Below are 19,723 nucleotides of genomic sequence, written 5' to 3' on the forward strand. Positions count from 1 at the left end.
GGGTCACTCCGTCTCGTGGTGGGTTGCTGTTCCCGCGACCATGAGCTGGCCGAGCGCCAGCCCGCCGTCGTTCGGGGGGACTTCGCCGTGCCGCAGGACGGTGAACCCGTCCCCGGCCAGCAGGGAGGCGCACTCCTCCTCCAGCAGGCCGTTGGCGAAGACGCCGCCGGTGAGGGCGACCGCGGTCAGGCCGGTCGCGGCGCGGGCCCGGCGGCAGATCTCCGCGACGGCCCGCGCGGCGCCCCGGTGGAAGCGGGCGGCCAGTTCGGGCGCGGGGACGCCGCGCCGCCGGTCCGCGAGCAGCGCCGCCAGGGCCGGGGCGGGATCGCAGACGACCGGGTCCGCGCCGGTCACGGCGAAGGGGTACGCCGCCGTGTCCGCGTGCCAGGCCCGGGCCGCGGCGGCCTCGAGCTCCAGCGCGGCCTGTGCCTCGTAGCCGGCGCGGTGGCACACCCCGGCCAGGGACGACACCGCGTCGAAGAGGCGGCCCATGCTGGACGTGGGCACGCAGGCCACCTGCCGCTCCAACTGCCTTCTCAGCACGGCCAGTTCGGCGTCCGGGCAGGCCAGGACACTCGGCAGGTCCGGCTCCCACGGCAGCCCGGCCGCCCACAGCCGGGCCAGCGCCAGCCGGCAGGGGTTGGCGACGCCCGCGTCCCCGCCGGGCAGGGGGGCGGGGGCCAGGTGGGCGAAGCGCCGGTAGCCGGTGTAGCCGGCGAGCAGGATCTCGCCGCCCCACACGGTGCCGTCGTCGCCGTAGCCGGTGCCGTCGAAGGCGACGCCGATGACCGGGGTGGTGCCGTCGAGGCCGTGTTCGGCCATGGCCGAGGCGACGTGGGCGTGGTGGTGCTGGACCAGGACCGGGGCCGCGGCGCCCAGCTGGCGCGCGCGGCGGCGGGCCCAGCCCGTGGAGTGGTAGCCGGGGTGCCGGTCGGCGGCGATCAGCCGCGGGGTGACGCCGGTGAGGCGGGCGAGGTGCCGTTCGGCCCGCCGGGCGGCCTCCAGGGTGGCCAGGTCGCCCATGTCGCCGATGTGCGGGCCGAGCCAGGCCTGGTCGCCCTCGCCGAGGCACAGGGCGTTCTTCAGGTCGCCGCCGACGGCGAGCGTGGGGCGCACCGGTACCGGCAGCCGCAGCGGGCGGGGCACGTGGCCGCGCGACCGGCGCAGCACCTGTGTGCTGCCGTCGGGGCGCACCCGCAGCAGGGAGTCGTCGCACGGGGAGGCGACGGGCCGGTCGTGGGCCAGCCAGGCGTCGGCCAGCCCGGCGAGGCGGGTCAGCGCCTCGGCGTCGTCGGTGACGATGGGTTCGCCGGAGCGGTTGCCGCTGGTCATCACCAGCACCCGGGGGCCGGGGGGATCGCCGGGCAGCCCCAGCAGCAGGGTGTGCACGGGGGTGTAGGGCAGCATCACGCCCACGTGCGGGCTGCCCGGGCAGACCTGGTCGGCGAGGCGGGGACCGCCCGCCTCGGTGCGCCTGCGCAGCAGGACGACGGGGCGCCGGGGGCCGGTGAGCGCGGCGCGCTCGGCGGCGGAGAGGTGCGCGACGCGCTCGGCGGTGGCGAGGTCGGCGCACATGACCGCGAACGCCTTGCCGCCCCGCTCCTTGCGGCGGCGCAGGGTGGCGACGGCGCGGGCGTCGGTGGCGTCGCAGGCCAGGTGGTAGCCGCCGACGCCCTTGACGGCGACGATCCGCCCGGCGGCGAGCAGGGCCCGTGCCGTGGCCAGGGCCTCGGCGTCCCGGGCCGGGCGCACATCGGTGCCGTCGGCCGGGACCAGGCGCAGCCGCGGGCCGCAGTCGGGGCAGGCGACGGGCTGGGCGTGGAAGCGCCGGTCGGCGGGGTCGCCGTACTCGCGGGCGCAGGCGGGGCACAGCGGGAAGCCGGCCATGGTGGTGGCCGCGCGGTCGTAGGGCATCGCGGTGGCGATGGTGAACCGGGGGCCGCAGTGGGTGCAGGTGATGAACGGGTGGCGGTGCCGGCGGTCGGCGGGGTCGGCCAGTTCGCGCAGGCAGTCGGCGCAGGTCGCGGTGTCGGGCGGAAGCTGGGTGCGGCCCGGGGACTGCTCCGTGGAGCGGATGGTGAAGGGGCCGGTGGCGCCGGTGGCGGGGAGGTCCTCGGAGCCGATCGCGGTGACGGTGGCGAGCGGGGGCGGCTGCTCGGTCAGCCGGCCGTGGAACCGGTCCACCTCACCGGCCGGGCCCTCCACCTCGATGAGCACGCCGTCGGCGGTGTTGCTCACGAACCCGGCGAGGGCGAGGTCGGCGGCCAGGCGGTGCACGTACGGCCGGAAGCCGACGCCCTGCACGGTGCCGCGCACGGTGATGCGGCGGCGGACCGGCCCGGTGACGGGCGCGGTCACGACAGGGCCGCGGACGCGGGGTGGTGGTGGCCGTGGGGGTGGGGGGCGAGCGGGGGCCGGTGCGCCGGGGCTCCGTCCCGGGCGGCGAGGGCACGCTCCAGGAGGGTGCCGACGCCGTCTCCGGTGCGCGCGCACGACCGTACGATCTCCACCCCGGGGTTGACCCGCTGGACGTTCGCCCGGAAGGCGGCCTCGTCGAAGCCGGCCGGTTCCGCGAGGTCGGTCTTGGTGATGACGACGAGGTGCGCGGAGCCGAACGCGGTGGGGTACTTCAGCGGCTTGTCCTCGCCCTCGGTCACCGCCATGAGCACGATCCGCAGGGTCTCGCCGAGGTCGTAGGACGCCGGGCACACGAGGTTGCCGACGTTCTCCACGAACAGCACGGCGGTGTCCGGCGGCAGCCAGCCCTCGAGGCGGCCGCGGACCTGGCGGGCCTCCAGGTGGCAGAGCCCGTCGGTGAGGAGCTGCTGGACCGGCGCGCCCGAGCGCGCCAGCCGCGCGGCGTCGTTCTCGGTGGCGAGGTCGGCGGTGAGCGCGGCGACCGGGGTGCCGCGCCGCACCGCCAGGGCCAGGACCCGGCCGAGGAGTTCCGTCTTGCCGCTGCCCGGGCTGGAGAGCAGGTTCACCAGGGTGACGCGCTGCCGGGCCAGGTCGTCGCGCAGGCTCGCGGCCAGGTCGTCGTTCTTCGCCAGGACGGCCTGCTTGACGTCGGACCGGCACATGGGCGCAGCTCCTCACCGATCGGTAGGCGGAGCCCCGGCCGCGTCCGGTGCGTCCCGGGGTCTCACCGATCTTCGGCCGCGCCGGGGACGACGCCGTGCAGCGCAGCCGCGCGCGGGGCCCCGGATTCCACCGGGCGGCCCAACGGCGGTGCCGGCGCGGCCGGGTCGGCGAGCAGGACGGGGACGAGCGTGTGCAGGGCGTCGACGGCCCGGCCGACCGCCTCGCGCACCTCCATGCCGAGTCCGGGCAGGATGTCCTCGTCGCCGCTCGGCAGCAGGCCCGGCTCGCAGGCCAGCACCAGGACCCGGGGCAGCGGTTCGTCGCCCAGGTGGGCGGCCAGGGCGAGGACCTTCTCCGGGTCCATCCCGTGGGCCTCGGGCACGGCCGTGCCGTCGGGGGGTTCCGCCTCGATCAGGCTGAGCGTGCCGGGGGCGTGCCCGCGGGCGGCCGCGTCGACCAGGACGGCGGTGTCGTAGCCGTCCAGCAGCGTGTAGGCGAGGTCCATCCCCCGGATGCCGAAGTCCCGCACGAGCACCCCGTCCGGCAGCGGCCGCTCCCCGAGGGCCCGGATGACCTCGGGCCCGAACGCGTCGTCGCCGAGGAAGATGTTCCCGACACCGGCGACGAGCAGCCGGGCGGCCGAGGGGGTCACGCGGTGTCTCCGGCCGGCATGGTCAGGGGGCGGGGTGAGCCGGTGGGCCGTTTGCGGACGAAGGCGGAGCGCAGGGCGTGGTACGGGGCGGTGGGGTCGAAGAAGATGGCGTGCATGCGGGCGAGTTCGTCGCGCCGGTAGTCCGCAAGGGGCCGCTCCTGCTCGTCGGCGCGGCGCGCCGCGGCCTTGGCGGCGATCCGTTGCCGCAGGTCGGGGGCGGCGGCGAGGCCGGCGGCGAGGAGTTCGGCCTCGGCGGCGAAGTCCCCGGCCCCGGCGGGCACCAGCCGGTCCACGAGCCCGAGCCACTCGGCCGACGCGGCGCTGACCGGCAGTGCCTGCGTGGTCAGCCGGCGCGCGGTGCCGTCGCCGACGCGGCGCGGCAGCGTGTACGTCCAGAACTCGGAGCCGTACAGCCCCATCCGCCGGTAGTGCGGGTTGAGGACGGCGCCGGTGCGGCACCACACCTGGTCGGCGGCGAGGGCGAGCATGACGCCGCCGGCCGCCGCGTTTCCGGCGAGCGCGGCCACCACCAGCCGGTCGGTGGTGCGCAGCACCGCCTCGACGAGGTCGTCCATGGCGTTGAGGTTCGCCCACGACTCCTCGGCGGGGTCGGCGGCCGCCTCGATGACGTTCAGGTGGATGCCGTTGGAGAAGAAGTCGCGGGCCCCGCCGAGCACGAGCACGGAGGTGGGCCGGGCGAGCGCGTACTCGTAGGCGGCGAGCAGCCTGCGGCACTGGTCGGTGCTCATGGCGCCGCCGGGGAAGGAGAAGTCGAGGAAGCCGACGTCGCCCTGCTGCCGGTAGCGGATGTCGGTCCAGGTCCGGCGGTCCGCGGGCAGGTCGAGCGGGACGGGGGCCTCCGGAAGCGTCACGGAGAAGGACGCGAGGACGGAGGCGGCGGGGCGCCGGAAGGGCGCCGGGTCACCGGAGCTCTTGCGGGGGCGCAGTTCCGGGATCCACACGGCGCCGTCACGGGTGGCCCGGCACACCGCGCCCGCCCGGGTGGCGAGCAGTTCGCCGGGCCGGCCGCGGAGCTGGTCCTCGGGGTGCCCCCCGTGCAGGAACACCTCGTGACCGAGGAGTTCGTCCAGGACGCCCGGCTGGGAGTCGGCGCCGCGGAGCTTGCGCAGCACGGTGTCGGTGCTGTCGTTCTCCCAGTCGATCCGGCGCCGCTCCTGCCGGAGGAAGTCGCGCCACACGACGGGTACGAAGTCGCCGGTCTGGGGCCGCGGCTTGTAGGAGGCGCCCGCGTACCGTTCGACGGCGAGCAGAACGGCGGCCGCGGCGGCGTCCGAGGCCTCGTTGCGGTACAGGTCGCTCTTGCCGACGGGCGGCACGGGGAACGACTGCGACGCCCAGATGTCCCCCGCGTCCATGGCCGCCTCCGCCTGCAGCACCGTCACGCCCCAGGACGGAGCCCGGTCGGCGATCGCCCAGTCCAGCGAGGAGGGCCCCCGGTCGCCGGGCGGCCCGGGGTGCACGATCAGGCAGGTGTGCTCCCGCCAGACGTCCTCGGGCAGGGCGGTCCTGAGCATAGGCGCGACGACCAGGTCGGGACGCAGCTCGTGGACGGCGGCCCGGACGGCGTCGGGCCCGTGCGTGTCGAGCACGACGTCCACCCGGTGTCCCCGGTCCGACAGCTCGGCGTACACCCGCTGGGAGAGACTGTTGAACGCGCTGGCGACGAGCAGAATGTCCATGACACGGCATGTTCGTCGCTCGCCGGGATCCCGGGAAGAACCCCTACGGCGTTTCGTCCGCCCCGCTCAGGTCTCTTCCTCCATTCGGATCGCATTCCTCAGGTCCTCGAAGGCCTTCCCCTTCCCGTCCTCGTGCGCTTCGAGCAGGGCGGCGGCGATCGCGTCGAGCTTGCGCTGGATGGCGTGCTCCGCCCGCATCTCGGCGTTCTTCAGCAGCGCCAGCAGCAGCAGGGTCACGGCGGTCATGGACTCGCCCGCGAGCAGCAGCAGTTCGATGTCGAGGTGAGCGGCGTGGGCGGTGAGGAAGAAGCCGACGAGGAGGAGGCAGAAGAGGAAGAAGGCCGGGGAGCTGGTGAAGTTGGAGGCGTACTCGGCGAGCTGCTCGAACCGGCCGCGGCGCGCGCCGCCGCGGTGGACGGGGTTCTGGAAGGTCATGCGCCACGCTTACCCCGCGGACGGGCGACGACGGCCGGGACATACCCCCGCAGACAGGTCCGACCCGGTGGGGGACGCGGACGCACGGGGCCCGGGCGGCGGCAGGGGGGGCGCCGGCAGCTGGCCCCCGGCCGTCAGGCGGCGAGGGCCGGGCCCGGGAGCAGACGGTCCAGGAGCTGGTCCTGGTGGAGTCCGGCCACCGGCGCGAGGAAGTCGGGGTGGCGCAGCAGTGCCGCGGCCCGCCGGTCGCTGTCGTCGGGTGCGAGCAGGCGCCGGAACTCGACCGGCAGGCCCGAGGTGTGCTCCCCGCCGGCGACGGCGCCGACGGCCAGCACGGCCAGCGCGGGGTCGGTCAGCAGGGCCGCGGCCCAGCTGGCGACGACCTCGTCCACCCAGGTGCGCCACGCCCACTCCTCGCCGGCGGCGTCGCCGGCGTCCGCACCGGTGATCCAGTCCAGGCGGGCGGCGCCGCCCGGGCCGGACAGGGTGACGAGACCGGCGTCGATCTCGGTCGGGTACCGCAGCCATGCCGCGACCGTCACGGCCTGCCGGGCCTGCGCCTCGCACAGGGCCGAGGCCAGCGCGCCGCCGCACGGCGGGTAGGCGCCGGTCAGCCAGCGGGCCGTCGCGGCGATGAGGGGAGAGAGATCGGTGAGCACTGCCGGGCCGTCCGTGGTGCGTATGGGAACAGGGGCTCGTCCCCACGGTAGTCCCGGGTCCGGCGCGGCAGGGCGCGGCTGGGACCTTCGTCATATGTGGCCTCGGCCACGCCGCGCCGACGGCGGCGTGTGGCCCCGGGGACCGGGGGAACTCGGGGCGCCCCGCCACCGGGTGGGCCGTGCCGGGCCGTACCCGGCCGTACCAGGAGGCCCCATGACGACGGACGCCGGACGAACGGACGCCGGACACTACGACGACGAGGGTGACGTCCCCCTCGCGGGCTACGCCGTGCTCGCCTCCGTCTTCGCGGCGAGCGTAGGCACCTACGCCCTGGTGGCCCGGTCCCGGGGCGTGCGGCTGCCGCCTGAGGTGCCGCCGTGGGACGTCGCCCTGCTGGGTGCCGCGGCCTACAAGACGTCCAGGCTGCTGACCCGGGACAAGATCACGAGTTTTCTGCGCGCCCCGTTCACGCACCGCTCCGGTGAGGGCGAGGCGAGCGAGGTGATGGACGAGCCGCGGGGCCGCGGGGTGCGGCGGGCGGTGGGCGATCTGCTGTCCTGCCCGTTCTGCACCTCGGCGTGGACGGCCACGGCGCTGGTCTGCTCGTACACCGCCTCGCCCCGGCTGACCCGCCTGGTCTGCGGCGGCTTCGCGGCGGTCACGGTGGCCGACTGGCTGCAGTACGCGTGGACCTGGACGCAGGCGGCGACCGAGGACTGAGCACCGCGGGCCGTAGGACGGCCCGATGGGTGGGTACTCGCCGGTTGCGGGGCGTCCGGGCGCCACCTCCGTGAGGAAGGAGCCGGCCCATGCATCACGACGAGATGATCGGAAAAGTGCAGGCACTCGCCGCGCTGCCCGACCGGCGGTCGGCCGAGCGGGCGGCGCACGCCGTGGTCAGCACGCTGTCGGAGCGGCTGCCGTCCGGTCTCGCCCGCCACGTGGCCGCCCAGCTGCCGCCGGACCTGGCGGCCGCCATGCGGGAGGCGGCTCAGGCGGGCGCCGGAGCCGACGCGGGAACGGCGGGCGAGCGGTTCGGGCTGACCGTCTTCGCCGGGCGGATCGCCGGCCGGGCCGGCACGGACGAGGACACGGCGCTGCGCGAGGCCGCCGCCGTCCTGGAGGTGCTGGACGCCGCCCTCGCTCCCGAGCTGACCGAGCGGATGGCCGGGGCGCTGCCCCCGGACATCCGGGACCTGCTGCCCGTGGGGCGCGCCGCGGACGGCGGCGAGACGGGCTGAGCGGCAGCGACGCGGGCCGGCCGGTGTGACGGTGGTCGCGGGGCTGTTTCCCCGCGTGTGCGGGGGGTCACCGGAGGGCAGCCGAGAGGTGATGTCCCCGTTCGCAAAGGTGCTCCATGGCCTTCTTCGCGCTCTCCCGCCACCAGCCACTGGTCCTGCTCTCCGCCACCGACCTCGCCCAGGCGTACGAGCGGCTGGGTGACGAGAACCGGCATCTGCAGCACGCGGTGCGGTCGCACGCGGTGATCGACCAGGCCATCGGGGCCGTGGTGGTCCTCGGGCAGCTCGCGCCGGAGGAGGCCTGGCGGGCGCTGCGGGACGTCTCCCAGCGCACCAACACCAAGCTGCGCACGGTCGCCGAGCACGTCCTCGCCTACGCCCAGGGCGGCCCGCTCCCCGAGGCGGAGCGCTCTGAGCTGGGCCGGGCGATCACCCGCTACCGCCCGGTCACGCCCGGTCAGTGACGTCCGGCCGGACGCCGGCGCCGGGCGTGGCGGGGCCCGGGGGGCCTGGTGACCCAGTGGTCCTCGACCCGGTCCAGACCGTAGAGCAGCAGGCTGAGGACGGGGAGCAGCAGAAGCGCGACGACGATCATGGCGGGACCCTCCCTGCCGAGGACCCGGCCCGGGTGCCCCCGCGCCCGAGCACCCAACGCCGGCACGTTGTGAAGTTCCTGTGACCGTCCGCGGGGCGCGAGGCGCCCGGCGCGCCACGTGCGGCCCTGGGCGCGTTGTCCGGCCGGTGTCCCGGGGTTGCCCTTACCGTTCTTGAGCGAGTGACGGGCCGTCAGGTCCGAGGCGGGATCGGAGGCGGGTGACCTGGTGGGCGGTGCGGGGCGGTGGACGGGGCGCGGTCGGCGTGCGCGGGCCGCGGTGCTGGGCAGCCGGGCGGCGTACTCCGTACGGCTGCCGCCGGTCCCTCGCGGCGTCCCCGTGGTCCCCGCCGCCCCGGGCGCGCCGCGGGCCGGTCGCACGGTGCCGTGGCTGCGGATCGCCGGGGCCTACGCCTGGCGGCTCATCCTCGTCGGCATCGTCGTCTACGGCGTCTTCATCGTCCTCGGCCGCTTCCAGCTCATCGCCGTGGCCCTGTTCCTCGCCCTGGTCGTCACCACCGTCCTGCGCCCGGTCACCGATCTGCTCAACCGCGTGCTGCCGCGGCCCCTGTGCGTCGCCGTCGCGCTGGTCGGCAGCCTGCTGCTCCTGATGGGTCTGCTCGCGCTGGTGGGCAACGCGGTGGCGGGCGAGTCGGCGAAGCTGGTGGGCGACTTCCGGGACGGGGTGCACCGGATCGAGCAGTGGCTGCAGCGGCCGCCGTTCCGGCTGGGCGCGGGCCGGCTGTCCTCGCTGCAGGACCAGGTGACGCACTACGTCTCGACCCACCGGGCGAGTCTGCTGAGCAACGCCGTGTCCGAGCTGGGCGTGATCGTCGAAGTGATCACGGGCGGCGCGCTCGCGCTCTTCGCCTCCGTCTTCTTCATCCACTCCGGGGAGCGGCTGTGGTGCTGGATCCGCGACCAGCTGCTGCCGAGCGGTGCGCGCCCGGCGTGGGACCGGGCGGGCAGCGCGGCGTGGCGGACCTTCGCCGGGTACACGCGCGGCATCATCATCGTCGCGGCCACCAACGCCGTCCTCGTCGGCGCCGCCCTGCTGGCCCTGCGCGTGCCGCTCGCGCTGCCGCTGGCACTGCTGGAGTTCTTCGCCGCCTTCGTCCCGCTGGTGGGCTCCCCGGTCGCGCTCGGCGTGGCCACGATCGTCGCCCTGGCCGGCCGCGGGCCGCTGACCGCGGTGGCCGTCCTCGCCCTCATCGTCGTCATCGGCCAGATCGAGGGCCACGTGCTCCACCCGCTGGTGATGAGCTGGGCGGTCCGCCTGCACCCGCTCGTCGTCGCCGTGTCCGTCCTCGCGGGCAGCATCGTCGCCGGAGTGATCGGGGCCGTCGTGGCCGTGCCGTTCGTCTCGGTCGCCTGGGCGGTGCACCGCGCGCTGCGCCCGTCACCGCCCCCGTAGCACATCGGCGCCCACCCCCGCCGCGCACCGCCCGGACGTCCCGCAGGCGTGATCCGCGGGCCCGTGGCTACCCGGGGGCCCATGCGAACGGTGAACACGAGGGGTGTGCCCCGGGGAGAGGCATGCGGGTGATGTGGCAGGCGATCGGACTCGGGAGGTCGGCGGCGGTGAACGCGGTGCGGCGGGCCTGTGCGGGGCCGTCGCGGGAGCGGGATGTCGCCGTGCAGGCGCTGAAGGCGGCGCTGGCCGCGTGGGTGGCCTGGGCGGTGTCGGGCTGGTGGCTGCGCGCGCCGGTCGCGTTCGTCGCGCCGTGGGTGGCGGTGGTCCTGGTGGAGTCGACCGTGTACCGGTCGATCCGGCACGGACTGCAGCAGCTCGCGGCGATCGCGGCCGGCACGGTGGTGGCCACCGTGGCCGGGCTGCTGCTGCCCGGTACCGTGGCCGCGATGGCGATCGTGCTGCCCGCCGCCCTCCTGCTCGGCCACTGGCGGCGGCTGGGCAGCCAGGGGATCTACGCGGCCACCGGCGCCCTCTTCGTCCTCACCGGCGGGGCCGTGTCCGTCGCCACCTCCACCGCGCGGCTCGCCGAGGCGCTCTTCGGCGCGCTGGTCGGCATCGCCGTCAACGCGCTGATCCGGCCGCCGGTGTACCTGCACGACACCCGGGCCGTCCTCCAGGACGCGACCGAGGAGGCACACGACATCCTGCGGGCGGTCGCCGACGGGCTGGCGGAGGGCCGCTGGGACCCCGAGGAGGCCGCGGACCGGCACGAGCGGGCCCTGCGCCTGCACCGCCTGGTGGACCGGGCCCACGCCGCGGTGGAGTGGAGCCGGGAGAGCCTGCGGGTCAACCTGCGCCACCGCAGGGCCGCCGCGTCGCTGCCCGGCAAGGGGTACGAGGACGCGGTGGTGGTGCTCGACTACGCGGCCGTCCACACCGCGGGCGTCACCCGCACGGTGCTCGAGGCGGCGGCCGAGGACCGCCCGGCGCCCCGCCCCCACCCGGAACTCGCCCGCCACTACGCCAGGTTCCTGTGCCGGACCGCCCACGCGCTGCGGCTCTACAGCCGCAGCCGGTTCGGCCAGGCGAGCGACGACGGGCTGCGCGAGGCGGTGGAGGAGCTGCGTGACACGCTCCAGGAGCTGCGCCGGGACCTGGTGCGTTCCACGACGGACGACCCCGACGAGGTCGCCACCTACGGCGCCCTGCTCGCCCAGGCCCACCGGCTGGCCGACCAGCTGGTCACCTCGGCGCCCTGAGCCCCGCCCCGCCGCGGACCCCGAAGACCGCGGGCCCCACGGTCAGGATGCCGTCCGTCAGGGGACGGCAGCGCACTCCCCCGCCGCCGCGCAGCGCCCGCTGCGCCCCGGGGCCGAGCGTGGTGTCCATCCACGAGCAGGGCCGGGCCGCGCTGCGGACCTCCAGGTCCACGGGTCCGGCGCCGCAGTCGAGGTAGACCGTCGCGCCGACGTAGGCGTCGATGTCCACGCCGCGCAGCAGGACGTTGCGCCGCGTCCGCAGCAGGTCCGCCCCGGCCGGGTCCGGCCGGGGCAGGCGCTCCAGGGCCATGAGGGTGACCGACGCGTCGCGGTGGGCGGGCCGGTTGAAGTAGCGGTCCCCGACGATGCCCAGTCCCGCGCGGACCCGGGTCGTGGCCACCAGTTCGCCGGGCGGCAGCTCGGGAAGGCCGTCGCCCGGCCGGCCCGCGAGCCGGTGCACCGGCGAGACCAGCAGCTGAACGATGTCCACGTGCGGCACGGCACGAGCCTATCCGGCGCCGGCCGGCCGGCTTCGGCGGGTTCACCTCAGCCGGTGGCCAGGTTCTTGACCTTGTCCAGGGAGCCGTTGAACCGGTCGTGGTCGCCGACCGTCGGTCCGGTGGAGGTGTACTGCCACATCGTGTAGAACGACCAGCCCGCCGGAAGGGTCCCGGCGGTCGAGGCGTACCGGGCGATCCACAGCGGGTTGGCCCCGGCGAAGCCGCCGTAGTCACCCGTGCAGTCGGACCACCAGCTCGTCGCGGTGTAGATGACGGCCGCGCGGCCGGTGCGGGACTTGTAGCGGTTCAGGAAGTCGCGGATCCAGGTGACCATCGCGCTCTGCGACTTGCCGTAGCAGGCGTCGCCGTACGGGTTCCACTCGATGTCGAGCACGCCGGGCAGCGTCTTGCCGTCCTTGGTCCAGCCGCCGCCGTGATCGACGAAGTAGTCGGCCTGGGCGGCGCCGCCGGTGGTGTCGGGGGTCGCGAAGTGGTAGGCGCCGCGGATCAGTCCGGCGTCGTAGGAGCCGTTGTACTGCTGGGGGAAGGAGGGGTTGGTGTAGTACGTGCCCTCCGTCGCCTTGGTGTAGGCCCACTTGACGCCGGCCTTCCACAGCGTGGACCAGGCGACGTCGCCCTGGTGGCTGGAGACGTCGACGCCCTCGGTCTGGGTGACCCGCGGGACCGTCTCGGTGGTGTCGGCGGAGGTGCTCGCGCCGTCGTGGGCGAGGACCCCCATCCCCATGTAGGCGCTGCCGCGCGCGGGTGGGGAACCGGAGTCGGCCGACGAGGGCACGGCCTGGGGCAGGGACAGGGTCAGCAGCAAGCCGGTCAGAGCGCCGGTGACGGACCAGCGTGAGCGGCGGCCGGGGTGGTGTATATCGCTTCGCACAGCTCCATCTGACCCTCGGCCGGACCGCGCCGCACTCCGGGTACCGCCCAACGATGCACCGGAGGGCGGGAATTACGCCATGTGAGTGGCACGGCGGTCGCGGGCGGCCCCCTCGGGGCGCCGCCCGCGACCGGTGCGGGCGGGTCAGCCGTCGATGCGGTGCTGGGTCCAGAAGGAGGTGAGGTCGGTGCTCGTGGCGGCCTGGGCGGCGGCCTTGAACTCGGCCGTCGTCGACACGCCGTACCAGTGCGCGGTCGCGTAGTCCTTCAGCAGCTTGGCCATGGCGGTGTCACCGAGGACGCGCCGGAGGTCGTGCAGGGCGCACTTGCCGTAGCCGTAGACCACGGTGGAGTAGCGGGAGGAGTGCGCGTCCCAGTAGGCCATCGAGTTGGTGATCTTCTCGGTGCTGGAGGCCCAGGACACCGAGCTCCAGCAGTTGCTGCCCGTCTTGCCGAGGGCCAGGTCGGTGGCGTAGTCGGTGAACGCCTCGTCCAGCCAGGGGCTGTTGTACTCGTCGTCGCCGACGATGCCGTACCACCACTGGTGGCCGATCTCGTGGGTGAGAGCGGTGGTGCTGACCAGGTCGAGGACGAAGCCGGGGTACTCCATCCCGCCGAACCAGTAGTTGTTGTCGAGGACCGCGTCCAGTTCGCCGTAGGGGTAGGCGCCGAACCGGGCCGCGTGGGCGTCCACGGCGGACTCGGCGGTGCTGAGCATCGACTGGGCGCTGGAGGAGCTGATGCCCGAGACGGAGTACACGTTCACCGGGACGCCGGCGGCGGAGGTGCCGGAGACCTTGCCGAACGGGCCGGCGGCCCAGGCGAAGTCGCGGACCTTGGCGGCGGTGGCGGTGGTCACCGTGCGGCCGGAGGTGCCGGGGGTGTCGGTGGAGGTGCCGGTGGCCGGGACCAGCAGGGAGCTGGGGTGGTCGAGGGTCACCCGGAAGTCGGCGGCCAGGGAGTAGAACGCCTCGCCGTTGTTCGTGTACGGGTCCAGGTGCCAGCCGGCGCCGTCGCGGACGGCGAGCACGGGCAGGGCGTTGCCGATGAAGCTGAACGCGCCGTCGTGCCCGAACCGGTCGGCGCCGCTGGGCACGGTGATGCCGAGGTCGAAGCCGACGGTGGCGCTCTGGCCCTGGTTCAGCGGGGCCGGCAGGGTGACCTTGAGGGCGGTGCAGTTCACCGAGAGGCCGCCCGCGGTGCCGCCGGTGACGTTGGTGACCTGGATGGGCATCGCCGAGCAGGTGCCGTGGTAGTTGTCCCACAGCCGCAGGTACACCTCGCCGAGCGCGGTGGCGGAGGTGTTGGTGAAGGTGACGCTCTCGTGCCCGTTCCAGGTGGTGCCGCTCGTGTCGCTGCTGAGGCTGACGGTGTAGGACGGCGCGGCGGGGGTGCGGGTCTGGTCCGCCGGGGGCGGGGTGGTGCCGCCGGAGGTGTCGAGGGAGACGTCGTCCAGGACGAAGCTGGTCTGGAGGCTGTAGTCCTCGGTGCCGGTGAAGGTGAGGTTCACGGTCTGGCCCGCGAACGACGACACGTCGAACGACTTCTGCACGTAGCCGGTGTTCTCGTCGAGGTTGGAGTAGGTCGCCAGGGTCGTACCGCCGATCTTGGCGGTCAGCTTGTCGTAGGCGGTGGACGAGGTGGTCTCGTCGGTGTCGACGTGCAGCCAGAAGGTGAGGGTGGCGCCGGCGCAGCCGCTGGGGACGGTGACGCTCTGGGAGAGGGTGTCGGTGCGGCTGCCGCCGGTGCCGTCCAGCCAGGCGTACGAGGAGCCGGCGTGCGGGCTCTCGCCGGTGCGGCTGGTGATCAGGCCGGACGAGGACTGCGTCCAGGGCGATGTCCCGCTCTCGAAGCCGCCGTTGGTGACGGCCTGCGCCGGGGTGCAGTCGGCGGCCACCGGGGTGTGGGCCGGCGCGGCGGCGGCGGGGGTGACGGGCAGGCAGAGGGCGGCCAGTGCGGCGAGGGTGACTGCGCCGGCGCCGAGTGCCTGGTGGGGGGTCGGTCTCACACGCTGCTCCTTTTACGGCGGCCGGGGTACCGGCCTGCTCGATGACCGCCCGGCCGGCTGGGGTGCGCCGGGGCGGCCGTGGGGTGGGGTGGCGCGGGCCGTGCGGTGAGAGCTGCACCGCGCCTCGTGGGTCGCGGCGGCGGTTGCCGAAAGCGTGACAGATTTGACCGGGTCATGCCATACGGCGGCGGTAAGTGGGGGGCCGCGTTCCCCGGGGCGGCCGCCGGCCGCGGACCGCCCCGGGGGCGACGGGCCCGAGGCCGGATCAGTCCGTGCCGAGGGTCATGAACACGCCGCCGGTGCGGGTTCCGTCCGGGGTGTTCCAGACGCCCGCGACGTGGCCGACGGCTCCTTCGGCGGGGCCGGCGCCCCGCTGCAGGACACGGTGGATCCGCAGGAACGTCCCGTGCGGAGCGGCGAGGCGGGTGCCCCGCGCGTCGTCGGCGGGCTCGGGGGTGAGACCCGTGGCGGCGAAGGGCTCACCGGTGAAGGAGCGGGTGACCTCGTGGTCCGGGGTGTCCGTGACGCTCTGCGCCACGGCCTGGGCCCGGCCCTGGATCAGGGCGAGCAACTCGCCGACCAGCACCGGGTCGTGGCAGCCGTCGTAGACCCAGCGCCGGCCCAGCACCCCGTGCTCCGCGGTGCCGACGAGCGCGCGCTCCGCGCCCGGCAGGGGCGCGCCGCGGTAGGTCAGCGGAAACAGGTAGGCGGTCGGCTCGGGGTTGGAGGTGTCGGTGGCGACCATGAACTCGACGCCCACCTCGCCCTCCGGGTCGTCCAGCCGGAAGCCGCCGGACTTCTCCAGCACGGGGGCGTCCGCGCCGCCCCGGTACCACGGGCGGGCGGGCAGCCAGGCGGTGAGGAGTTCCAGCTTGGTCGGTGTGAGCGTGGTGCGGTGGATGACGGCCATGAGCGTTCCTCCTCCATGGGGCCGGCACGGGCCCTCGCAGCCTTCCACACCCTCTCCCCCGGCCCTCGCCCCGCCCCGGCCGGAGACGGCACGAACTCCCGAGGGAAGCGGATCAGTTCACCGGCCGGCGGCCGCGGGCAGCGGGGCGGTGGGCGCCCGTCCGCCGTGGGCGGGCCGGTAGGTGACGTCGTACTCGCGGCCGAAGTCGTTCGCCTCGGTCGCCGAGGCGGCGACGCGGTGCAGCCAGAAACCGTAGGCCGCCGACTCCATCTGCCGCTGGGTCAGCAGCAGCCGCCACCGGTTGCCGGCGCGGTGGAACACCGCGGCGTCCACCTGCTCCGCCAGGCCCTCGGCCGGCCGCCGGTGCAGCCCGCCGGTCAGCCGCAGGTACGTGCGCAGCGCGCTCATCTGCGACGGCCTCAGCTCCACCAGCCGCTGTCCCGGCCCGGGCTCCGGCGTCCCGGACCCCGGCCGCCGCCGGCCGGCGTAGGCGAGCACGTCGCGCCCGTGCGCGGACAGGCGCACCGCCTGCCGCACGGGACGGCCCCGCAGCGCGGACAGTTCCGCCCGGGTCTCCCGGTCGGCCCACTCCACCAGCGCCAGCCGTGTCGGCTCGGCCAGGGCGGAGCGCAGCCGGACGGCGTGCGCGTCGAGCATCCACCCGTGCGTGGCGGCTCCCGCGGTGCGGTGGACGGCCTCCAGTGTGGCGAGCAGCGTCTCGTGGCTCACCCCACGCACCCCCTCGTGTTCGTCGGTTGCAGATCCCGTGACCGTAGCCCCCGGACGGTGCGCCAGTGGCATATTCACGGCGCCGTACACCGATCGGGGGAAACGGGGCCCAGGATGGAACCGGAGCGCGAGGCGGCCCACCGGGCGGACGTGTCAGCCCGGCGTCAGCGGGCCCTGGCACGGTGGTTCCCGTGAGCGGCACGGGAAACCGGACGAGCCGGTCACGGGGAGAGGTGCCCGGAGTGGCTGATCGGGGACCAGCGAGTACGGCTCATGGTCGGGCCCCGCGAGGAGCCCGCGCAGGTTCGAATCCTGCCCTCTCCGCCTGTCGCCGCGCGGCCCGGCACCGTCCGGGCCGCGCGGCCCCGCTCCCGGGAGCATGCCGGGTGGCAACGCGGGTATCCGCGCAGCCAAGTGATCATTGCCGGCCGCGCACGAAAGAGGCGGAACTCATGCTGATGGCACACCCCGCGGTACTGCAGGACCTGATCGACCAGTACGAGGCCCTCACGCTGCTGGGAGCCGAGGAGAGCACGCCGCAGGCCCGGCAGCGGCTGGCGGACGTCTCCTACTCGCTGTGCGTGGCGACGGGCACCAAGGACCCCGACATGGCTCTGATAGCCGCCCGGCACCGCCTGTCCGGGGCCCGCCCGGAGGACGACTCCCTCCTGACCGCTTCCTGAGCGCGGGACCCGCCCGGAACGGCGGGACCCCGCGGAACTCCTCCCCCGGCTGACGCGAATGTTCGCTCCCGCTTCTGGTCCAGGTGACCGACCGGACGGTATACAGGGCCAGTCCAGCGCACGGGACCACTGTCCCGTGCGGTGCAACGGCCTCTGGGGGCGGATTTCATGACGAACGACACGCGTGGGGCGGACGGCGCGAGAGGCCGGCGGCGGGCCGCCGTACTGGGGGCGGCGCTCGGGGGCTGCGCCCTCGTCGCCGCCTCCACGTCACCCGCCGCCGCGGGGCCCGCCGGACACGGCCACGGCCTCTCCTACGTCTCCCTCGGGGACTCCTACACCTCGGGCCCGGTGATCCCCACGCAGGTGGACGCCAACTGCGCCCGCTCCGACCAGAACTACCCCTCGCTGCTGGCGGCACGGCTGGGAGCCACCGCGTTCAAGGACGTCAGCTGCTCCGGGGCGACGACGGACGAGATGTGGAAGGAGCAGGGCACCAACGGGCCCCAACTCGACGCGCTGGGACGGAACACCGACCTGGTGACGGTGCAGATCGGCGGCAACGACGTGGGCTTCGGCCCGATCATCTCCACCTGCGCCCGGCTCGCCGCCCAGGACCCGGCCGGCAACCCCTGCGAGCGCTCCTACGTGGCCTCCGGGTACGACGAGCTGGCGCTCACCGTTCTGCGGACCGCGCCGAAGATCGACCGGGTGCTGCGCGCCGTGCACGCCCGTGCGCCCCACGCGCGCGTGCTCCTCGTCGGCTACCCGGACCTGCTGCCGGACGACGGCAGCGGCTGCGCCCCCTCGGTGCCGTTCGCCGCCAAGGACTTCCCCTACCTCCGGGACACCGAGAAGCGGCTCAACCTGATGCTGCGTCTGGTCGCCGCCTGGAACCGGGCCGAGTACGTCGACACCTACGGCCCGACGGTCGGCCACGACATGTGCCAGGCGCCGGCGGACCGCTGGATCGAACCGCTGCGGCCGGCAGCCCCCGCCGCACCCGCCCACCCCAACGCCAAGGGTGAGGCCGCCATGGCGCAGGCCGTGCAGGACCGGCTGGAGGACGGGCGCGGGCACGACCGCGACTGAGCCGCGCCCGGCGCGGGCGGCCTCCGCACGGACGTCACGGAGGCCGCCGCACGCTCCGTCAGCCGCCGAGCGCGGCCTGCACCACGCCCTTGGCCTCCTCCTGCACCCGGGTGAGGTGGTCCGGGCCGAGGAAGGACTCGGCGTAGATCTTGTAGACGTCCTCGGTGCCCGAGGGGCGGGCCGCGAACCAGGCGCTCTCGGTGCTGACCTTGATGCCGCCGATGGCGGCGCCGTTGCCGGGCGCCTCGGTGAGCACGCCGGTGACCGCCTCGCCGGCCAGGGTGTCGGCGGTGACCTGGGCCGGTGACAGCTTGGCCAGCAGCGCCTTCTGCTCGCGGGTGGCGGGGGCGTCGATGCGGGCGTAGGCGGGTTCGCCGAAGCGGGCGGTCAGGTCGGCGTAGTGCTCGGACGGCGTCCGGTCCGTGACCGCGGTGATCTCGGAGGCGAGCAGGGCCAGCAGGATGCCGTCCTTGTCGGTGGTCCACACCGAGCCGTCCCGGCGCAGGAAGGACGCGCCGGCCGACTCCTCGCCGCCGAAGCCGAGGGTGCCGCCTGCCAGTCCGTCGACGAACCACTTGAACCCGACGGGCACCTCGACCAGCCGGCGGCCCAGGTCGGCGGCGACCCGGTCGATCATCGAGGAGGACACGAGCGTCTTGCCGACGCCCGCGTCGGCGGGCCACTGCTCGCGGTGCCGGTAGAGGTAGGAGATGGCGACGGCGAGGTAGTGGTTGGGGTTCATCAGGCCCGCGTCGGGGGTGACGATGCCGTGCCGGTCGGCGTCGGCGTCGTTGCCGGTGGCGATGCGGAAGCGGTCGCGCTGCTCGATGAGGGACGCCATCGCGTAGGGCGAGGAGCAGTCCATGCGGATCTGGCCGTCCCAGTCCAGCGTCATGAACCGCCAGGTGGGGTCGGTGTGCGGGTTGACCACGGTCAGGTCGAGGCGGTGCTCCTCGGCGATCCGGCCCCAGTAGGCGACGGACGCCCCGCCGAGCGGGTCGGCGCCGATGCGCACCCCGGCCGCGCGGATCGCGTCGAGGTCGAGGACGCCGGGCAGGTCGGCGGTGTAGGTGCCCAGGAAGTCGTAGCGCCCGGTGGTGTCGGCGGCGAGCGCGCGGGCGTACGGCAGCCGGCGCACGTCCTTCAGGCCGCCCGTGATGATCTGGTTGGCGCGGTCCTGGATCCAGCCGGTCGCGTCGGAGGCGGCCGGTCCGCCGCTGGGCGGGTTGTACTTGAAGCCGCCGTCGGCGGGCGGGTTGTGCGACGGGGTGACGACCACGCCGTCGGCGAGCGCGGCGGTGCGGCCCCGGTTGTGGGTCAGGATGGCGTGCGAGACGGCCGGGGTGGGCGTGTAGCCGTCGGCGCTGTCGATGAGCACGGTGACGCCGTTGGCGGCGAACACCTCCAGCGCGGTGACCTTCGCGGGCTCGGACAGGGCGTGGGTGTCGGCGCCGAGGAAGAGGGGGCCGTCGGTGCCCCGCTCCGCGCGGTACTCGCAGATGGCCTGGCTGGTGGCGGCGATGTGGTCCTCGTTGAAGGCGGTCGCCAGGGACGAACCCCGGTGCCCCGACGTGCCGAACGCCACCCGCTGCGCCGGGTCGGCCGGGTCCGGGTGCAGTGCGTGGTACGCCGTGACCAGCCGTGCCACGTCGACAAGGTCCTCGGGCCCGGCCGGCCGGCCGGCTCGCTCGTGCGGCATGAGTCCGCTCCTCCGCTTCGTCGGATCGCTCACCGCCCATCCTTCCCGGTCAAAGCCCTGGCACGCGAGTGGGCCCCGCCCTGTGATCCAGTGCTCGCGATCTCGGTGCCGTCCCGCCGTCCGTGCGGGACGCCTTCACGGACAGGCCCTCACCGTGCCCGGATCCACCGTCAGGGC

At 75.0% G+C, this 19,723-nt stretch carries 20 protein-coding genes and 1 tRNA gene; 8 read left to right on the forward strand and 13 right to left on the reverse strand.

The genetic code is table 11. The features are described 5' to 3' along the window. Positions 1-3 precede the first annotated feature (3 nt). The 6 genes from hypF to AQJ66_RS33110 all read right to left on the reverse strand — a co-directional run bounded on the left by hypF (position 4) and on the right by AQJ66_RS33110 (position 6,527). Complete coding sequence (hypF, locus tag AQJ66_RS33085) at positions 4-2,358, reverse strand: carbamoyltransferase HypF (RefSeq protein WP_061929374.1); 2,355 nt, start codon at positions 2,356-2,358, stop codon at positions 4-6. Beyond that, complete coding sequence (hypB, locus tag AQJ66_RS33090; RefSeq protein ID WP_061929378.1) at positions 2,355-3,080, reverse strand: hydrogenase nickel incorporation protein HypB; 726 nt, start codon at positions 3,078-3,080, stop codon at positions 2,355-2,357. The genes hypF and hypB overlap by 4 nt, the downstream gene beginning before the upstream one ends. Positions 3,081-3,142: 62 nt before the next feature. Continuing rightward, positions 3,143-3,733 (reverse strand): hydrogenase maturation protease, encoded by a 591-nt coding sequence (locus AQJ66_RS33095; protein WP_061929380.1) that lies wholly within the window; start codon positions 3,731-3,733, stop codon positions 3,143-3,145. Next, positions 3,730-5,433 (reverse strand): hydrogenase maturation protein, encoded by a 1,704-nt coding sequence (locus AQJ66_RS33100; RefSeq protein ID WP_061929383.1) that lies wholly within the window; start codon positions 5,431-5,433, stop codon positions 3,730-3,732. The genes AQJ66_RS33095 and AQJ66_RS33100 overlap by 4 nt, the downstream gene beginning before the upstream one ends. 66 nt (positions 5,434-5,499) lie before the next feature. Next, the gene (locus AQJ66_RS33105) at positions 5,500-5,868 is read right to left on the reverse strand and encodes a hypothetical protein (RefSeq protein ID WP_061929386.1); all 369 of its coding nucleotides are present in this window, start codon (positions 5,866-5,868) and stop codon (positions 5,500-5,502) included. Positions 5,869-6,002: 134 nt separating this feature from the next. Then, positions 6,003-6,527 carry a hypothetical protein gene (locus AQJ66_RS33110; protein ID WP_061929388.1) on the reverse strand — a complete coding sequence of 175 codons (525 nt, stop codon included), beginning with the start codon at positions 6,525-6,527 and terminating at the stop codon, positions 6,003-6,005. A 214-nt stretch (positions 6,528-6,741) separates the two neighbouring features. Between AQJ66_RS33110 and AQJ66_RS33115 the strand changes: the two genes are divergently transcribed. The 3 genes from AQJ66_RS33115 to AQJ66_RS33125 all read left to right on the forward strand — a co-directional run bounded on the left by AQJ66_RS33115 (position 6,742) and on the right by AQJ66_RS33125 (position 8,233). Beyond that, positions 6,742-7,248: a DUF1360 domain-containing protein gene (locus AQJ66_RS33115; protein ID WP_061929391.1), complete on the forward strand. Its 507-nt coding sequence runs from the start codon at positions 6,742-6,744 to the stop codon at positions 7,246-7,248. Positions 7,249-7,337: 89 nt separating this feature from the next. Beyond that, a complete protein-coding gene (locus AQJ66_RS33120) occupies positions 7,338-7,769 on the forward strand; it encodes a DUF2267 domain-containing protein (RefSeq protein ID WP_061929394.1) in 432 nt (143 codons plus the stop codon). A gap of 116 nt (positions 7,770-7,885) precedes the next feature. Further along, positions 7,886-8,233 carry an ANTAR domain-containing protein gene (locus AQJ66_RS33125; protein ID WP_061929397.1) on the forward strand — a complete coding sequence of 116 codons (348 nt, stop codon included), beginning with the start codon at positions 7,886-7,888 and terminating at the stop codon, positions 8,231-8,233. Here the strand turns inward: AQJ66_RS33125 and AQJ66_RS39145 are convergent. Next, complete coding sequence (locus AQJ66_RS39145; protein WP_159052678.1) at positions 8,227-8,364, reverse strand: hypothetical protein; 138 nt, start codon at positions 8,362-8,364, stop codon at positions 8,227-8,229. The two genes, AQJ66_RS33125 and AQJ66_RS39145, sit on opposite strands and share 7 nt — an antisense overlap. A gap of 277 nt (positions 8,365-8,641) precedes the next feature. Here AQJ66_RS39145 and AQJ66_RS33130 point away from each other — a divergent pair, with 277 nt between their 5' ends. Together AQJ66_RS33130 and AQJ66_RS33135 are read left to right on the forward strand one after the other, a co-directional pair. Beyond that, a complete protein-coding gene (locus tag AQJ66_RS33130) occupies positions 8,642-9,775 on the forward strand; it encodes an AI-2E family transporter (protein WP_244163006.1) in 1,134 nt (377 codons plus the stop codon). A 122-nt stretch (positions 9,776-9,897) separates the two neighbouring features. Continuing rightward, positions 9,898-11,034: an FUSC family protein gene (locus tag AQJ66_RS33135; RefSeq protein WP_244163007.1), complete on the forward strand. Its 1,137-nt coding sequence runs from the start codon at positions 9,898-9,900 to the stop codon at positions 11,032-11,034. On the opposite strand, the gene AQJ66_RS33140 is transcribed toward AQJ66_RS33135, so the two are convergent. The 5 genes from AQJ66_RS33140 to AQJ66_RS33160 form a co-directional block, all read right to left on the reverse strand. Further along, entirely contained in the window at positions 11,018-11,533 is a 516-nt protein-coding gene (locus AQJ66_RS33140) for a hypothetical protein (RefSeq protein ID WP_061929403.1), read from the reverse strand. The two genes, AQJ66_RS33135 and AQJ66_RS33140, sit on opposite strands and share 17 nt — an antisense overlap. A 47-nt stretch (positions 11,534-11,580) precedes the next feature. After that, entirely contained in the window at positions 11,581-12,426 is an 846-nt protein-coding gene (locus AQJ66_RS33145) for a lysozyme (RefSeq protein WP_208611505.1), read from the reverse strand. Between the two features lie 144 nt (positions 12,427-12,570). Continuing rightward, entirely contained in the window at positions 12,571-14,433 is a 1,863-nt protein-coding gene (locus AQJ66_RS33150) for a M1 family metallopeptidase (protein WP_061929406.1), read from the reverse strand. 265 nt (positions 14,434-14,698) lie between these two features. Beyond that, positions 14,699-15,343, reverse strand: coding sequence for a maltokinase N-terminal cap-like domain-containing protein (locus AQJ66_RS33155; protein ID WP_061929409.1), 645 nt, complete (start codon positions 15,341-15,343; stop codon positions 14,699-14,701). 117 nt (positions 15,344-15,460) lie between these two features. Beyond that, on the reverse strand, positions 15,461-16,072 hold the full coding sequence (locus AQJ66_RS33160) for a DUF6417 family protein (RefSeq protein WP_244163008.1): 612 nt from the start codon (positions 16,070-16,072) through the stop codon (positions 15,461-15,463). 227 nt (positions 16,073-16,299) lie between these two features. Between AQJ66_RS33160 and AQJ66_RS39150 the strand changes: the two genes are divergently transcribed. The 3 genes from AQJ66_RS39150 (at position 16,300) to AQJ66_RS33170 (ending at position 17,847) form a co-directional block, all read left to right on the forward strand. Further along, a tRNA-Arg gene (locus AQJ66_RS39150) sits at positions 16,300-16,396 on the forward strand. A gap of 128 nt (positions 16,397-16,524) precedes the next feature. Next, positions 16,525-16,755: a DUF5133 domain-containing protein gene (locus AQJ66_RS33165; protein WP_061929412.1), complete on the forward strand. Its 231-nt coding sequence runs from the start codon at positions 16,525-16,527 to the stop codon at positions 16,753-16,755. A 168-nt stretch (positions 16,756-16,923) separates the two neighbouring features. Continuing rightward, positions 16,924-17,847, forward strand: a complete 924-nt coding sequence (locus AQJ66_RS33170) for an SGNH/GDSL hydrolase family protein (protein WP_061929414.1) — start codon at positions 16,924-16,926, stop codon at positions 17,845-17,847. 58 nt (positions 17,848-17,905) lie between these two features. Here the strand turns inward: AQJ66_RS33170 and pgm are convergent, their stop codons facing one another. After that, complete coding sequence (gene pgm / locus AQJ66_RS33175; protein ID WP_061929417.1) at positions 17,906-19,546, reverse strand: phosphoglucomutase (alpha-D-glucose-1,6-bisphosphate-dependent); 1,641 nt, start codon at positions 19,544-19,546, stop codon at positions 17,906-17,908. Positions 19,547-19,723 lie beyond the last annotated feature (177 nt).

The organism is Streptomyces bungoensis, from assembly GCF_001514215.1.
Taxonomy (GTDB): domain Bacteria; phylum Actinomycetota; class Actinomycetes; order Streptomycetales; family Streptomycetaceae; genus Streptomyces; species Streptomyces bungoensis.

Coding starts and splice junctions, on each gene's coding strand:
- AQJ66_RS39145 (WP_159052678.1), bottom strand. CDS start 8,364: ATGATCGTCGTCGCGCTTCTGCTGCTCCCCGTCCTCAGCCTGCTGCTC.
- AQJ66_RS33105 (WP_061929386.1), bottom strand. CDS start 5,868: ATGACCTTCCAGAACCCCGTCCACCGCGGCGGCGCGCGCCGCGGCCGG.
- AQJ66_RS33165 (WP_061929412.1), top strand. CDS start 16,525: ATGCTGATGGCACACCCCGCGGTACTGCAGGACCTGATCGACCAGTAC.
- pgm (WP_061929417.1), bottom strand. CDS start 19,546: ATGCCGCACGAGCGAGCCGGCCGGCCGGCCGGGCCCGAGGACCTTGTC.
- hypB (WP_061929378.1), bottom strand. CDS start 3,080: ATGTGCCGGTCCGACGTCAAGCAGGCCGTCCTGGCGAAGAACGACGAC.
- AQJ66_RS33115 (WP_061929391.1), top strand. CDS start 6,742: ATGACGACGGACGCCGGACGAACGGACGCCGGACACTACGACGACGAG.
- AQJ66_RS33100 (WP_061929383.1), bottom strand. CDS start 5,433: ATGGACATTCTGCTCGTCGCCAGCGCGTTCAACAGTCTCTCCCAGCGG.
- AQJ66_RS33125 (WP_061929397.1), top strand. CDS start 7,886: ATGGCCTTCTTCGCGCTCTCCCGCCACCAGCCACTGGTCCTGCTCTCC.
- AQJ66_RS33155 (WP_061929409.1), bottom strand. CDS start 15,343: ATGGCCGTCATCCACCGCACCACGCTCACACCGACCAAGCTGGAACTC.
- AQJ66_RS33135 (WP_244163007.1), top strand. CDS start 9,898: ATGCGGGTGATGTGGCAGGCGATCGGACTCGGGAGGTCGGCGGCGGTG.
- AQJ66_RS33170 (WP_061929414.1), top strand. CDS start 16,924: ATGACGAACGACACGCGTGGGGCGGACGGCGCGAGAGGCCGGCGGCGG.
- AQJ66_RS33120 (WP_061929394.1), top strand. CDS start 7,338: ATGCATCACGACGAGATGATCGGAAAAGTGCAGGCACTCGCCGCGCTG.